Raw genomic sequence first — 14,138 nt, forward strand, 5'->3', positions numbered from 1 at the left:
AAGTTGCAACGTCGGAGAAGCTTGATTGGTTGGGAGTCGAAAAACCGCTATCAACCCATCCCCGCTCTCGTTTTCCCGCGTCGTGTTCGGCTTGAAGCAGGAGATCCGATGAAGAAGGTTTTCAATCCGCCCTCGGTCCGCCGTCCGTTCGGACATTATAATCATGGGTTACTTGTGCCGCCGGGCGCTTCGCTGCTCGTCACCTCAGGTCAACTCGGCATTGGTCTCGACGACGAGGTTCCGGAGGATATCGGCAAGCAGGCTGAGCTATGTTTCGAAGCGATCAATGCCATTCTTTCCGATGCGGAGATGAGTTTTGCGGACGTCATCCGCATTTCCGGGTTCGTGACGAATAGGGAGGACTTCCCGGCCTATATGGCGGTGCGCGATCGCTATACGCTCGACCCGAAACCCGTCTCGACCTTGATCATCGTCGGCGGGTTCACCCGACCGAATTTCCTCGTCGAAGTCGAGGTCACGGCCGCCAAACTGTTCTGATTTCCGCTGGCGCGATGCGCTTCAGAACCGTTCCATCGACCTCTCCACCTGCGCCAGAAACCTTGCCCGCGTTTCAGGCGTACAGTTGTTCATATCGTAATGAGCAAGAAAGGTGACGGGCCGCAGCGGGTTGATCTGTGCTCTCAGCACACGTTTGACGATCTTCTTCGGCGGGTTGCCGGCGGCAAAGGCGCGGAACGGCGTTGCGCCGTAGGTCAGCACGGCGGCAAGCTTGCTGATGTGGCGCAGCCGCGATTCCACCTTGCCGTCGACAAGTTCGAAGGAGACGCCGGGAAGCCAGACGCGGTCGAAATAACCTTTCAGTATCGCCGGGAAACCGAAATTCCAGATCGGGGTGACCAACACCAGCCCTTCGGCCTGCTTCAGCCGCTCGACATAGGGCTTCACCAGTTCGGTATTGCCGGGATAGTCGTGATAGGCGAGCCGGTCATGGCGGGACAACACGGGATCAAAGTTCTCGGCATAGAGGTCACAGCCATCCACTTCGTGCCCGGCCTGTTGAAGGCTTTCCAGCGTTTGTTTGTAAAGCGCCTTGCCGTAGCTCTCCTCGACCGGATGCGAATGCAGCACCAGAACCCTCATGAGGCTTCCATGACGCTCGCAAGGCCGGGGAAGAGATAGTTCTTGCCGGCATTGAAATCGAAGTCTGGGTTTTCCCAGGCGATCATCTTGCCGGGGTTGAGCAGCCCCTTCGGGTCGGTCTCGTGCTTGAAGGCGAGCTGCACCTTGTCGGTGCGCTTCATCCCGCCTTCCTCCAGTGTGTAACGGTGCGGGTTGAAGATCGGGCAGCCGTGGTCCTGATGGATCTTGATGATCTCCTCGAGACGCTCCTCGGTGGTATAGCGCACCAGCGGCAGGCCGGAGCATTGGATCTGCCCGTCGAACTTGATGAATTCGAGATGGCCCGGCACCTCGTCGCCGAATATCTCCACCATCTTGGCGACTTTTGCGACGTGATCCGGCCCCGGATACTGTACCTGCAGATAGGTGAAGCCAGGATCGACTTTCAGCGCGCGCAGCGTCGTATGATTCCAGGCAAGCTCATAGGCATGCGGAATGCCCTTCATGCTCTCGACCGTGTCTGAGCGGAAGATCACCTCGCCCTTATGGGCGGAGGTGAAGGCGAGGAAGGCATCCATCGAATGCGGGGCGATCATCAGCACCGCCACCGACTGTCCCTTGCGGATATAGGGCTTGTGACGGGTGAAATAGTCGTGCGGGATGGGGGCGGCGATCGGTGCGATCTCCTTGACGAGAATGCCGTTGCACTTGGCGAGCGCATCGCAAAAGCGCACGCAGGTCATGAAGTCGTCATAACCAACGAGCACGTCGACCCAGTCATAGGCGGGCGCCAGCGGCATTTCGATCTCGGTGATGATGCCGTTGGTGCCGTAGGCGTGGCTGACCTTCTGCAGGTCCCAGCCTGTGAGATCGAGCACGCGCGGCTCGGCCTCCATGGTGACGACGCGCAGGCGCAGGATATTGCCGAGATCGCGCAGTCCGCCCCAGGTGATCGAACCGACGCCGCCGGAGCCGCCGGCGATGAAGCCGCCGACGGTCGCCATTTGCGCCGTCGAGGGGTGAAACCGCAACTCCTGGCCGGAATGCGCCTTGGTTTGCTTGTCGAGCTGGGCAATGACGATGCCCGGCTCGCAGATCACCCGGCCAGGATGGATTTCCTTGATCTTGTCCATGGCGGCAAGGTTCAGCACTATGCCGCCGGAAAGCGGCATGGCCTGGCCGTAATTGCCGGTGCCGCCGCCGCGCGGGGTGACCGGCACGCCGTGCGCGAAGGCAACCTTCAGCGTCCGGATCACCTCTTCCTCGTTTTTCGGCGTGACGACGAGATCGGCCGTCACATTGTCGAGCTGCGCTTTCAGGATCGGCGAATACCAGTAGAAATCGCGGCTCTTTTGGCGCACGAGCGCCGGATTGTCTTCGATGGCGATGCCTTCGAGTTCTTGTCTGATCGTCTGATAATCCGGCATGTCAGGCTCCAACGGTGCTGTCGAGTTCACGATAGTCCGGCAGGCTGCGGTCGATCACCTTGCCGCGGCGAAGCACGACGCGGTCGGACTGCGGACGGGAAAGAAATTCGCTCCAGCGCCTGGCGCTGAAGAGCACGAGATCGGCCGCAGCGCCAACGGCAATGCGCCCCATATCCGGCCGGCCGAGAATATCGGCGGGCGAGGTGGTGACGACGCGCGCGGCCCTATCGAGGGGATGATCGAGATGCAGGATGCGCACCGCCTCGCGGAACACCTCGACCGGGTCGAGATCGCCATAGGCATAGAAGGGATCGCGCGTGTTATCAGAGGCAACAGCGGTGGCAACGCCGGCCGCGGCCAGTTCCTTGAACAGGGTGACACCGCGCCAGCGCGGTGTTCGGCCAGGATAGCGGTCCTGCAGATACATGTTGCACATCGGCAGCGAGACGATCGAGAGCCCGGCTTCTGCGACGAGCTCGACGGTGCGTTTTGCCGTCGCCTCGTCCTGGCGGGCGAGCGAGCAGCAATGGCCTGATGTGACCCTGCCGTCGAAGCGGTTGCGCAGCACGGCCCGCGCGATCGCCTTCAGTGTCTCGGCGGCAGGATCGTCGGTTTCGTCAACATGCAGGTCGACGTCGAGCCCGTTGTCGGCCGCCGCTCTGAACAGCGTGTCGAGCTGGCTATCGAGATCGGGGCTCATCCGGGTGACGCCGCCGATCAGCCCGCCCTTGTCTCGGACCACGCTGACGAGATCGGCGAAATAGGCCGTGTCCACCATGTCTTCCGTCGGGAAGAGCGCCACTGCCTGCAGCGCGATCCTGTCCTTCCAGACCTCGCGCAGGTCGGCGAAGACCTCGAAGGAAATGCGGTGTTGCGGCGCCAGCGAATCGAGATGGGTGCGGATCAGGCTGGTGCCGTGCGCATAGGCCGAGCGCAACGAGAATTCCATGCGCTTCCTGACATCGGCGGCCGACCAATGCGCTTCGCGGTCGGTGCGCACCGCCTCCAGCGCGCCCATGAAGGTGCCGTCCATATTGGCGTTGCGCGGCCAGATATGGCCCTTGTCGAGATGGGTATGCATATCGGCGAAGCAGGGCCAGACCATGCCGTCCTTCAGATCGGATCTGGCAAATTCCACCGGCGCTTCGCCCGGCGGCAGCACGGCGGAAACGATGCCGTCGGTGATGACGATATCGGCTTTGACCAGCCCTTCGACAGCGGGCGCGTCATAGCCTGCGACGGCAACGGCCGGCAGCGTTGCGTTGCTCAGCACGAAGCGGCCGGCGTTCGGCGGCGAGATGAAGGAATAAGTCATCAGTTTTCCCGTTTCAGGCTGCTCTCGTGCCAACGGTGCAGGGCGAGCCAGGAAATAAAGGAGGTGACGGCAAAGATTGCGACGCCGAGCAGGGAGAGCATCAAGAGCGCCGCAAAGAGCCGCGGAATGTTCAGCCGGTACTGCGCTTCGAGGAGCCGGAAAGCCAGACCGGAGCCGGCGCCGGCCGAACCCGCTGCAAATTCCGCGACGACGGCGGCAATCAGCGCAAGGCCGCCGCCGATCCGCAGCCCGGTCATGAAATAGGGCTGGGCCGCGGGCAGCTTGAGAAAAAGCAGCGTCTGCCAGCGGGAGGCGCCGTAGAGTTCGAAAAGGTTGATGAGGTTGTGGTCGACGCTCTTCAGCCCCTGGACCATATTCGAAAGGATCGGAAAAAAAGCGACGAGGAAGGCGCAAATCAGCAGCGCCACCTGCGTCGACGGCGCATAGATCAGGATCAGCGGCGAGATCGCCACGATCGGCGTCACCTGCAGGATGACGGCAAGCGGATAGAAGGCGAGTTCGATCCAGCGCGACTGCACGAGGAAGATCGCAAAACCGACGCCGCCGACAAGCGCCAGCATCAGCGACAGGAAGGTGATCTTGGTGGTGACCCAGAGGGCAGGGGCAAGCGTGCCCCAATCGGTCACGAAGGCGCTGGCGACGGCCGCCGGCCCGGGCAGGATATAGGGCGGCACGCCGGATAGTTTCACATAGGCGTACCAGACCAGGATCAGCAGGGCGATGACCAAGAAAGGGATGGAAATGCGCAGGGCCAGATCGCGGCGCGCTGCGCTGGCAGTGCCTTGAAGGGGTGGCGGCTGTGCATTGGTTTCGTCGCTCATTAATGGTCTCCCGCCGAGTTGATCGCCCCGATCAGCGAATACGAGACGGTCTCGCAGGCCTTCCGGTATTCTTCCGAGCTGCGGTAATGCGCGTCGCGTTCGAGGCTGGTGGTCAGCGGAACGTCGGCATGCACGCGGCCCGGCCTTGCCTTCATCACGACGATGCGGCTCGAGAGATAGGCGGACTCGAAGACTGAATGGGTGACGAAGATCACCGTGATGCCGGTTGTCTTCCAGAGCCGCAGCACGTCGTCGTTCAATTTCTGCCGGCTGATCTCGTCGAGTGCCGCGAAGGGCTCGTCCATCAGCAGCAGCTTCGGTTTCGTCACCAGCGCGCGGGCAATCGAGACGCGCATCTTCATGCCGCCGGACAGTTCGCGCGGATAGGCCCTGGCGAAATCCTGAAGGCCGACGGTCGTCAGGACTTCCATGATTTGGTCACGCGCCGCTGCTTTGGAAACGCGCCTGAGCCTCAGCGGCAGGTGGACATTGTCGAAGACGTTTTTCCACGGCATCAGCGTCGGCTCCTGGAAGACGAAGCCGATATCGCCTTCCGGCAGGCCGCTGGAATTGATGCGTGAACTCGGCCAGTCGATCGCGCCGGACGTGACGTCACCGAGACCGGCAATGATGCGTAGCGCCGTCGACTTGCCGCAGCCGGAAGGGCCGAGCAGGCTGACGAACTCGCCGCTTTCGACGGTGAGCGACATATTCGAAAGCGCCACCGTTCCGCTGGAAAAGACCTTCGAGACCTCGCGCATGACGACCAGCGGTCGCTTGCGTGTCTCTTGCGGGGATAGGGCCTGGGCTTCTGCTAAGGGCATTGCCTGTCTCGTTCACCAGGGGAGGATGCGATCCGCCGCATCTGCGGCGGACCTCGGAGGCGTCTGGCCTACTTCTTCAGCGCAACGCCGGTGTTCTTGCAGACGAATTTCGTCGTGAACGCCTTGGTGTAATCCGTCTCCGGCTTGAACACCTTGATACCAACCATTTCGGTGAAGAACGCCTTGTAATGCGCATCGGTGATGCAGCCGATGCCCTTGTCGAGGCTGTCGCCCGATTCGATGATGCCGTATTCCTTCATCTTGGCGATGGAGTAGGCGATCTGGCCATCGGTCATCTCGGGATTGTCCTTCTTGATCAGCGCGTTCGCCTTGCTGTTGTCACCGTAGAGATAGTTGTACCAACCCTCGATCGAGGCATCGACGAAGCGCTGGACGACGTCGGGCTTGCTGTCGATCATCGCCTGCGTGGTGGTGATCATCGTCGAATAGGGGGAATAGCCGTTATCGGCGAGCAGGAAGACTTTCGGCTCGAAGCCGGCCTGCTTCTGGATCTCGTAGGGCTCGGAGGTGAGGTAGCCTTGCTGCGCCGACCCCTTGTCGGCGAGGAACGGCGCCGGGCTGAAATTATAGGGCTTGTACTGCTCGTCCTTGAAGCCCTTGAAGTTTGCCTTCATCCACTCGAAATAGGTGAGATAGCCGTCCTTGCCGAGAAACAGCGTCTTGAGCTTGGCGAGATCTTCGAATTCGTCGATGCCGGCATCGGGGTGGGCGATCAGCACCTGCGGGTCCTTCTGGAAGATCGCCGCGACGTCGACCAGCGGAATGCCCTGTTCGACGGCTGCGATTTCGCCCTGCGGCCCACCCATGTAGAAATCGATTTTTCCGGAGATCAGCAGCGCGCTGTTGGCGGCGTTGGGGCCGCCCTGGACGATGGTAACGTCGAGGCCGTGTTTGGCATAGGTGCCGTCGGCGACCGCCTGGTAGAAGCCGCCATGCTCGGCCTGCGCCAGCCAGTTCGTGCCATAGCTTACCTTGTCTGCCGCCTGCGCCGAGACGGCAGCGCCAAGGCCGATACCAAGGCTGACGACTGCGGAAAAGACCGTATTCTTTTGTGCAATGCGCATGATCAGCGTTCCCCTTCTGAGTTCGCGACGCCTGTGGCAACGTCGGATTTTCTTCATAGGACCGATTGCTTTGCTCTTTGAAAAGCATCAAATTTCGTGCGCAATGATGCCTTTTCGGCATCTCAAGCGAAGCCTGTGCCTAATTTGTGCTTTGTGCTGTATTTTTATGCAAAGAGGTCGCGATGCTGCATTCCAGAAAGCTTCTCTACATCAATGAGATCGCCCGCGCCGGCTCGATCCGCAAGGCGGCGGCGCGGCTGAATGTGGCGTCTTCGGCGATCAACCGCCAGATTTTGGCGCTGGAGGAGGAAATCGGCGCGCCGCTCTTCGAGCGCCTGCCGCGCGGCCTGCGCCTGACGGCGGCGGGTGAACTCTGCATCGAGCATATTCGCGAGGTGCTGAAGAATTACGAGCGGCTGGAGGGCCGCATTCGCAGCCTCAAGACGCAACAGGCCGGCAAGATCCGCCTGGTGACGACGGTGGGCCTGGCCGCCGGTCCGCTACCTGAGATCATCGCCCGGTTCCAGTCGGAGCATCCGCGCGTCTTCATGCAGCTGCGCAATGATGCGGGGACGATGACGGTCAATCCGGTGCTGTCGGGCGAGGTGGATATCGGCTTGGGTTTCAATATTCCGGCAACGCCTGGCATCCGCACGCTCGGCAATTTCGACATCCCGATCGGCGTTGTGCTGCCTCCCGGCCACCCGCTGATTGCTTCGGGTCCGATCAACCTGGCCGATATCGTCCAGGAGCGCCTGGTATTGGCGCAGCAAGGCACCAGCCTGCGCGACGTGATCAATCTGGCGATGGCGCGCCTCGACGTGCACATCGAGCCTGTGCTGGAAACCAATGCAGCGGAGATGCTAAAGAAGCTGGTTAAAGCGGGGGCCGGGGTGACGATGCTGAACCCGCTCGACGTGATCACCGAATGCCGGCAGGGCGAGCTGGTCTTCCGGCCGATCGCCGAGCCGCATGCGCGCCACCAGACGATGAAGCTTTTCGCCCGCGCGCGCACCCCGCTCGATTCCGCCACCAGCCTGTTCGTCGAGTATCTCCTGGCGGAGTTGGCCGGCCTGGTGCAGGAACTGCAGGCAAAGGGGCATATCGCGATGGAAAAGTCCGTCGCGGTCTGAGCCCTTTTGCGGACTGGCCTATTTCGAATAAAGATTGGAAAGCGGATAGCGTTTCAGGTCGTGGAGCAGCTCGACGAAACCCTTGACCTGGTGGCGGCAGATCGCTTCACCCTTTTCGACAGTCCCGAGCGAAGCGTTGCCGACGACGCCGTTCGCATTGAGGTCATGGGCGATCCAGGCGAGCGAATGAGGGGGCAGCGGCTGAATGTATTTTGATTGTTCACGCATCCATTCCGCCTTGGACGTGAAGTTCTCCGCCTTGTCCATCCGCACCAGGTCTGGGCGAAAATAGAGCATCAGCGACGTTTCCACCTCGCCGCCATGGATGCCGTATTTCATCTCATGCTCGCCGATCATGCCTTCGGGATGGCCGAAGCGGCCCCATTGCGTCGACACGACCGCCATCTGGTAACGCACACGCAGCTCACGCGCCACGATGCTCATGATATCGACATTGCCGCCATGCGAATTGACGATCACCATCTTGCGGATGCCGGCTTCGGCAACCTTGGCGCCGATCGCGGTCCAGACCGGAATGAGCAGCTCCGCGGAGAGGGACAGCGTGCCGGGCCCGTAGATATGTTCGTTGGCCTTGCCAATCTCCTGTGTCGGCAGGACCAGAAAATCGAGGTCGACCGGCTTCTGCTTTCGCAACTCGGCCAGCATGCCGTTGGCGATCGCCACGTCGGTGGCGATCGGTAGGTGCGGGCCGTGCTGTTCCGTCGAGGCGATCGGCAGGATGGCGATGGTGGTGTCGGGCGAGAGTCCGGCGAAGTCGGAGCTATTCAGTTCGTTCCAGTAGAATGGCATTGCCATCGCTGCGCCTCGCGTTGCTCATCACGCAGGAGTAGGGAAAATTATTGCGCGCGAAAAGCATCAATTTGCGCCCATACCGATGCCTTTTAGCGTCTGGTAAAGCAGCTGTCGTCCGCTCAAGGCGCGGCTCATCGAAAGCGCAGCAGACACGCCGGTTATCGCGAGTGCTTCCCCGCCCATATCGCGCCGGACCTGGCAATCAGCCCCCTGAGAATGAGCTGCATTGTCATTGGCAAAAGTTTCTGCATCCCATCTCCCTTCAGGCTATCGGACTGCTGGCGCTGATATAGTTGCGCCAGCCACCGAACTCGGTGATCTCTCGCCCACCGGCGACGGCATGACCCTCGCAAAGAAATCCCGTAAGGCAACTCCCATCGTTCAGGGTGATCTTACCCACGCCAAGCGGCGCCGGAATGTTCTGAACGAAACTTGCGAATGCCGTCGGTGGGAGCGCCCAGACTTCGATTTCCACGCCATTGCCCGTAAAGCCCGGATCGCGAACCAACCCCGGTTTGGGCGGGACGGTGCCATGGAGGGCAAAAAGCCGATAGCTGCCATCCGTCCGAGCTGTTTTCAACCTATATCCGCCCGCGCGCGTCAGCTCGTGGTTCAGCGGCATATCCGTCAGATGCGCGCCGACAACCACGATCGGCATGAAGTCATCGGCGGGAGGTTTAACGCGGCTTGCCTCCGGCAAGGCGACCTTGCGGTCCTTACCCATGCCGGCATTCGCCGCCCGGTGCATGGCATCGGCGAAGGGGGCAAGCGCGTCATCGGTGAAGGCGGGACCGATCAGGGTCACGCCGGCCGGGAGATGACCGTTGGCGTCGAAGCCGATCGGAACGGCGATCGCCGCGCAATCGAGCAGATTGACGAAATTGGTGTAGCGGCCGAAATGACCGTTTTTCACAATCGGATCCGCCATCATTTCTTCGACCGTGTAGGTGGTCGGCGAGGTGGGCAGCATCAGGATATCGACCTTTTCCCATTCCTTCCCGGTCTTTTGACGCAGCGCTTCGAGCTTGTACCGGCCTTCGAAAGCGGCGACCGCGTCATAGGCTTTCGCGCCCTCGATGATGATGCGAACCGTCGGGTCGAAGTCGGCGGCATTGGTGGCAAGGAAATCCTTCACCGCCGCCAGCCGTTCGGCGACCCAGGGGCCGTTGTAGAGCAGCTCTGCCGCCTGCCGGAACGGCGCGTAGTCGAAGGGAACGATCGTGGCGCCGAGTGCGCGCGCTCTTTCGATCGCGGCGTCATAGAGAGCCTCGACGTGGCTGTTGCCGAAGAATTCCCGTTCTGCTCCGTCGAGCACACCGATCCGCAAACCTGAGACGGGCAGGCAGGAGGCAACCGCCTTGCGCGAAAACGGATCGGCGGCATCGTAGCCCTCCATCACCTTGCGGATCGCGACGCCGTCACCCACCGTTGCAGCAAAGACGGTGACGACATCAACGCTGCGGCATGCAGGCACGACGCCGACATTCGGCACCAGTCCCGGTGTCGGCTTGATGCCGACGAGATTGTTGAAGGCAGCCGGTACGCGTCCGGAGCCCGCCGTGTCTGTGCCGAGCGCGAAGCTTGCCAGGCCCGAGGCGACGGCAACCGCCGAGCCGGAACTCGAGCCGCCCGACACATAGTTCCTGTCGAAGACCGAGCGCGGCGCGCCATGAGGCGAGCGCGTGCCGTTGAGGCCGGTCGCAAACTGATCGAGGTTGGTCTTCCCGATCACGATCGCGCCTGCAGCCCGCAGTCTTGCAACGACGGTTGCGTCACTCTCGGGATCATAGGCGAAAGCGGGGCACGCGGCCGTGCTCGGCAGCCCCTCCACATCGATATTGTCCTTGACGGCGAAAGGAATGCCCCAGAGCGGCAGGCTGTTCGGCTCAGGTGCCCGCTCCATCAGCGCGCGTGCTTCGGCCCGCAGTGCTTCATCAGGCGTCGGCGTGATGAAGATTGCAGGATCCTCCGAGGCTGCGCGACGGACAATGATGGTCTCGACAAGGTCGAGCGGGGTTTGGCCGGTAGAATAGGCTGCGCGAAGGCTGGTGAGATCAAGAATGGTCGGCAGCATGGTTCAGCATTCCTCCAGAACAACAATGATATCGCCCGCTTTGACATTGCGTCCGGGGCCGGCGCGCAGGTCGCGGACGCGGCCAGCCGCATGTGCGGTGACGTTGATTTCCATCTTCATGGATTCGATAATGGCAAGCGTGTCGCCGGCTGCAACCGGTGCCCCCGGCTCCACCAGCAGTTTCCAGATATTGCCGGGCACGGCGCTGGCAACACCGAAGCAGCCTTCCGGGATATCTCCATCCGGACTTTCGCCCGTGCCCTCGTCGGTAATGAAACTATCGAGACCAGCCTCCTTCCAGCGCTGGCGTTCGGCCTCGAAGGCCGCCTGTTGTCTTGCCTTGAAGGCCCGGATCGAGGCCGAATTAGCCTGTAACTCTCTCTCATAGGCGGCATAAGAGAATTCCGCCTCCTCGATCCGGACGGGATAGCCGCCATGGGGGAAGGCACTGCGGGCTTCCGCCAGTTCCTGGTGGCTGACCGGGAAGAAGCGGATCTGATCGAAGAAATCGAGCAGCCACGGTTTGTCCTTGGCGAAGACCGGCGTCTGCCGCCATGTATTCCATACCTGAATAGTGCGGCCGAAGAGCTGGTAGCCCCCAGGGCCTTCCATGCCGTAGATACACATATAGGCCCCACCGATGCCGACGGCATTTTCAGGCGTCCACGTGCGGGCCGGATTGTACTTCGTCGTTACCAACCGATGGCGCGGATCGACCGGCGTCGCGACCGGTGCGCCGAGATAGACGTCGCCGAGGCCGAGCACGAGGTAGCTCGCATCGAAGACGACGTCCCGCACGGCCTGCTCGTCTGCCAGCCCGTTGATGCGGCGGATGAACTCGATGTTGTCAGGGCACCAGGGCGCGTTCGGCCGCACGAGTTCCTGATATTTGCGCATGGCAAGTTCCGCATCGGGATCGTTCCAGGAAAGCGGCAGGTGCACGATGCGGCTCGGTACCTTGACTTCCTGGGCTGCCGGCAGGTTCGCCTCGATTTCGGCCAGCAGGCCGAGCAGGCGGTTGCGGGTCAAGGCCGTGCCATCGTAGTGAATCTGCAGCGAGCGGATGCCAGGGGTGAGATCGATCACGCCGGGCAGACGCGCCTGCGAGACGGCCTGCATCAAAAGATGCACCCGCAGCCGCAGAGCGATATCGAGCGTCATCGGCCCGTATTCGACCAGCAGATTGTCATCGCCCTGCCGGCGGTAGACGACCGAGACAGGGCCGTCATCGCGCTTGCCGACAATCGGCGACCCCGCTTCTTCCTTCCCCCGATGCACGACCGGGCCGGCCACCGGATCTTCGGGCCGCGCGACGGGACGGAAGCGAATGCGATCACCCGGCTTGAACTGGCCCATCTTCCACTGCTCGTCGCGGGCAATCACCGCTGGGCAGACAAAGCCCCCGAGGCTCGGCCCGTCCGGTCCGAGGATGATCGGCATGTCGCCGGTAAAGTCGATCGCGCCGATCGCATAAGCGTTGTCATGCAGGTTGGAGGGATGAAGACCGGCCTCGCCCCCATCACTTCGCGCCCATTTCGGTGCCGGACCGATGAGACGAACGCCGGTGCGCGCGCTGTTGAAATGCACCTCGTAGTCCGTCGAAAACAGGGCCTCGATATCGCCGTCCTGGAAAAAATCTGGCGCGCCATGCGGACCGTAGACGACGCCGACCTCCCATTCACGCGTCAGTTTCGGCGGCTCTGTCGCCGGCTTCGCCGGTTCTGCGGCGGCATGACGGGCAAGATGCAGCACATGGCCGGTCTTCAGCGTGCCGGTGGCATTGCCGCCGAATTGGCCGAGCCCGAAGGTGGCGCGCGAGCCGAGCACGACGGGGGCGGCAAAACCGCCCGCCACGGCGAGGTAAGCCCGCTGCCCTGGCCCGTCGATGCTACCGATCGACAGGGTCTGGCCGGCGCGGATGGTGACGGGCTCACCGTGAGGCAGCTTCACGCCGTCGGCGCTCATCGCCATGCTGGCGCCGGCAAGCGCAACCACTGTGTCGGTATGGAATTTAAGCAGCGGTCCGGAGACCGTCAGCTCCAGTGCCGCGACCATGTCGCCGTTGCCGACGAGACGGTTGGCATGACGGAACGAGCGCTCGTCCATCGGACCGCTCGGCGGCACGCCGACATGCCAGAGGCCAAGCCTGCCCGGCAATTCCTGAATGCTCGACTGCGCGCCCGGGGCGATCACCTCGATAACGTCCGGCACGAAGGAAAAGTCCCGCAGCGCGGTCGTCGCCACCTTACCGCTGGCAAGAAGTTCGGAGCTGGCGATGGCGCGCAAATAATCGAGATTGGTCTCGATGCCCGATATCAATGTGCCGGAGAGTGCTGCCTTCAGCTTCTCGATTGCCGCCGGACGATCCTCCGCGGAAACGATCAGCTTGGCGAGCATCGGATCGTAGAAAGGCGTTACCTCCGTGCCGGTCTCGATCCAGCCGTCGAGACGGACATCTTCAGGGAAGACAACCTCCGTCAGCAGGCCGGCGCTCGGACGGAAGTCGGCATGCGGCATCTCGGCATAGACGCGCACTTCGATCGCCGCCCCTTTCGGCTGCAGCGCCTCAGTGCCCGAAAGCACGTCCTCGCCGGCGGCCTGGCGGATCATCCACTCGACCAGATCGATCCCGAACACCGCTTCGGTGACGGGATGTTCGACCTGCAGGCGTGTGTTCACCTCGAGGAAGTAGAATTCCTCACGTACGGGATCATAGATGAATTCGACGGTGCCGGCGGATTCGTAGGAGACCGCCGAGCCGAGGTCGACGGCCGCCTTGTGCAGGCGGGCGCGGATTGCGGCTGAAAGACCGGGGGCGGGGGTCTCCTCGACCACCTTCTGGTTCCGCCGCTGCAGTGAGCAGTCGCGCTCGCCGAGCGCGATGACCTTGCCTTTGCCATTGCCAAAGATCTGCACCTCGACATGCCTTGCATCGGCGACAAAACGCTCGATATAAACACGCGCATCGCCGAAGCTTGCCCGCGCGGTGCGCTGCACGCTTTCGAAGCACGCCTTCAGGCCTTCGGCATCGACGCATAGCTGCATGCCGATGCCGCCGCCGCCGGCCGTGCTTTTCAGCATCACGGGATAGCCGATCGTTTCGGCCGCAGCGAGTGCTTCCTCGGCGCTCGACAGCAGGCTCGTGCCGGGCAGCAAAGGCACGCCGCTCGCGTTGGCAAGCTCGCGCGCCGTATGCTTCAGGCCGAAGGCAGATAGGTGCTCAGGCCGCGGCCCGATGAAGGCGATGCCTTCGGCGGCAAGCCGCTCGGCAAAGCCGATATTTTCAGACAGGAAGCCGTAGCCCGGATGTACTGCCTCGGCCCCTGTTGCCCTGCAGGCGGCAATGACCGCATCAACATTGAGATAGCTTTCATTGGCGGGCGCCGGGCCGAGCCGCACCGCTTCATCCGCCATCATCGCAGGTCTCGCGAAACGGTCGGCATCGGAATAGACGGCGATCGAGGAAATGCCCATGCTCTTCAGGGTCTTGATGACCCGGATGGCGATTTCGCCCCGGTTGGCGATCAGGACTTTCTTGAACATGC

At 62.1% G+C, this 14,138-nt stretch carries 11 protein-coding genes; 2 read left to right on the forward strand and 9 right to left on the reverse strand.

Features of this window, described 5'->3' with window-relative positions; genetic code table 11:
* Window positions 1-108 precede the first annotated feature (108 nt).
* Entirely contained in the window at window positions 109-498 is a 390-nt protein-coding gene (locus RLEG4DRAFT_RS61430) for a RidA family protein (protein ID WP_003576323.1), read from the forward strand.
* A 21-nt stretch (window positions 499-519) separates the two neighbouring features.
* Here RLEG4DRAFT_RS61430 and RLEG4DRAFT_RS61435 read toward each other — a convergent pair whose 3' ends face one another.
* From RLEG4DRAFT_RS61435 to RLEG4DRAFT_RS61460, 6 genes are all read right to left on the reverse strand, one after another.
* A complete protein-coding gene (locus RLEG4DRAFT_RS61435; RefSeq protein ID WP_003576321.1) occupies window positions 520-1,101 on the reverse strand; it encodes an NAD(P)H-dependent oxidoreductase in 582 nt (193 codons plus the stop codon).
* Window positions 1,098-2,507: an FAD-binding oxidoreductase gene (locus RLEG4DRAFT_RS61440; RefSeq protein WP_003576319.1), complete on the reverse strand. Its 1,410-nt coding sequence runs from the start codon at window positions 2,505-2,507 to the stop codon at window positions 1,098-1,100. The genes RLEG4DRAFT_RS61435 and RLEG4DRAFT_RS61440 overlap by 4 nt, the downstream gene beginning before the upstream one ends.
* Window position 2,508: 1 nt before the next feature.
* The gene (locus RLEG4DRAFT_RS61445; RefSeq protein WP_003576317.1) at window positions 2,509-3,822 is read right to left on the reverse strand and encodes a cytosine deaminase; all 1,314 of its coding nucleotides are present in this window, start codon (window positions 3,820-3,822) and stop codon (window positions 2,509-2,511) included.
* Window positions 3,822-4,664 (reverse strand): ABC transporter permease, encoded by an 843-nt coding sequence (locus RLEG4DRAFT_RS61450; RefSeq protein ID WP_003576315.1) that lies wholly within the window; start codon window positions 4,662-4,664, stop codon window positions 3,822-3,824. The genes RLEG4DRAFT_RS61445 and RLEG4DRAFT_RS61450 overlap by 1 nt, the downstream gene beginning before the upstream one ends.
* Window positions 4,664-5,488: an ABC transporter ATP-binding protein gene (locus RLEG4DRAFT_RS61455; protein ID WP_003576313.1), complete on the reverse strand. Its 825-nt coding sequence runs from the start codon at window positions 5,486-5,488 to the stop codon at window positions 4,664-4,666. Before RLEG4DRAFT_RS61455 ends, RLEG4DRAFT_RS61450 begins: the two co-directional genes overlap by 1 nt.
* Window positions 5,489-5,556: 68 nt before the next feature.
* Window positions 5,557-6,573 carry an ABC transporter substrate-binding protein gene (locus RLEG4DRAFT_RS61460; protein ID WP_003576311.1) on the reverse strand — a complete coding sequence of 339 codons (1,017 nt, stop codon included), beginning with the start codon at window positions 6,571-6,573 and terminating at the stop codon, window positions 5,557-5,559.
* Between the two features lie 182 nt (window positions 6,574-6,755).
* On the opposite strand from RLEG4DRAFT_RS61460, the gene RLEG4DRAFT_RS61465 reads away from it, so the two are divergent.
* On the forward strand, window positions 6,756-7,706 hold the full coding sequence (locus RLEG4DRAFT_RS61465; protein ID WP_003576310.1) for a LysR family transcriptional regulator: 951 nt from the start codon (window positions 6,756-6,758) through the stop codon (window positions 7,704-7,706).
* 18 nt (window positions 7,707-7,724) lie between these two features.
* Here the strand turns inward: RLEG4DRAFT_RS61465 and RLEG4DRAFT_RS61470 are convergent, their stop codons facing one another.
* The 3 genes from RLEG4DRAFT_RS61470 to uca form a co-directional block, all read right to left on the reverse strand.
* Complete coding sequence (locus tag RLEG4DRAFT_RS61470; protein ID WP_003576309.1) at window positions 7,725-8,522, reverse strand: creatininase family protein; 798 nt, start codon at window positions 8,520-8,522, stop codon at window positions 7,725-7,727.
* Window positions 8,523-8,781: 259 nt separating this feature from the next.
* Window positions 8,782-10,593: an allophanate hydrolase gene (atzF, locus tag RLEG4DRAFT_RS61475; protein WP_003576305.1), complete on the reverse strand. Its 1,812-nt coding sequence runs from the start codon at window positions 10,591-10,593 to the stop codon at window positions 8,782-8,784.
* Between the two features lie 3 nt (window positions 10,594-10,596).
* The gene (gene uca, locus RLEG4DRAFT_RS61480) at window positions 10,597-14,136 is read right to left on the reverse strand and encodes an urea carboxylase (RefSeq protein ID WP_003576303.1); all 3,540 of its coding nucleotides are present in this window, start codon (window positions 14,134-14,136) and stop codon (window positions 10,597-10,599) included.
* Window positions 14,137-14,138: the final 2 nt, after the last annotated feature.

The sequence above is a fragment of the Rhizobium leguminosarum bv. trifolii WSM2297 genome, assembly GCF_000271845.1.

Excerpts from the sequence above, each read along its gene's own strand:
- atzF (WP_003576305.1), bottom strand. The coding sequence starts at position 10,593 with ATGCTGCCGACCATTCTTGATCTCACCAGCCTTCGCGCAGCCTATTCT.
- RLEG4DRAFT_RS61435 (WP_003576321.1), bottom strand. The coding sequence starts at position 1,101 with ATGAGGGTTCTGGTGCTGCATTCGCATCCGGTCGAGGAGAGCTACGGC.
- RLEG4DRAFT_RS61455 (WP_003576313.1), bottom strand. The coding sequence starts at position 5,488 with ATGCCCTTAGCAGAAGCCCAGGCCCTATCCCCGCAAGAGACACGCAAG.
- RLEG4DRAFT_RS61450 (WP_003576315.1), bottom strand. The coding sequence starts at position 4,664 with ATGAGCGACGAAACCAATGCACAGCCGCCACCCCTTCAAGGCACTGCC.
- uca (WP_003576303.1), bottom strand. The coding sequence starts at position 14,136 with ATGTTCAAGAAAGTCCTGATCGCCAACCGGGGCGAAATCGCCATCCGG.
- RLEG4DRAFT_RS61440 (WP_003576319.1), bottom strand. The coding sequence starts at position 2,507 with ATGCCGGATTATCAGACGATCAGACAAGAACTCGAAGGCATCGCCATC.
- RLEG4DRAFT_RS61445 (WP_003576317.1), bottom strand. The coding sequence starts at position 3,822 with ATGACTTATTCCTTCATCTCGCCGCCGAACGCCGGCCGCTTCGTGCTG.
- RLEG4DRAFT_RS61460 (WP_003576311.1), bottom strand. The coding sequence starts at position 6,573 with ATGCGCATTGCACAAAAGAATACGGTCTTTTCCGCAGTCGTCAGCCTT.
- RLEG4DRAFT_RS61465 (WP_003576310.1), top strand. The coding sequence starts at position 6,756 with ATGCTGCATTCCAGAAAGCTTCTCTACATCAATGAGATCGCCCGCGCC.
- RLEG4DRAFT_RS61470 (WP_003576309.1), bottom strand. The coding sequence starts at position 8,522 with ATGGCAATGCCATTCTACTGGAACGAACTGAATAGCTCCGACTTCGCC.
- RLEG4DRAFT_RS61430 (WP_003576323.1), top strand. The coding sequence starts at position 109 with ATGAAGAAGGTTTTCAATCCGCCCTCGGTCCGCCGTCCGTTCGGACAT.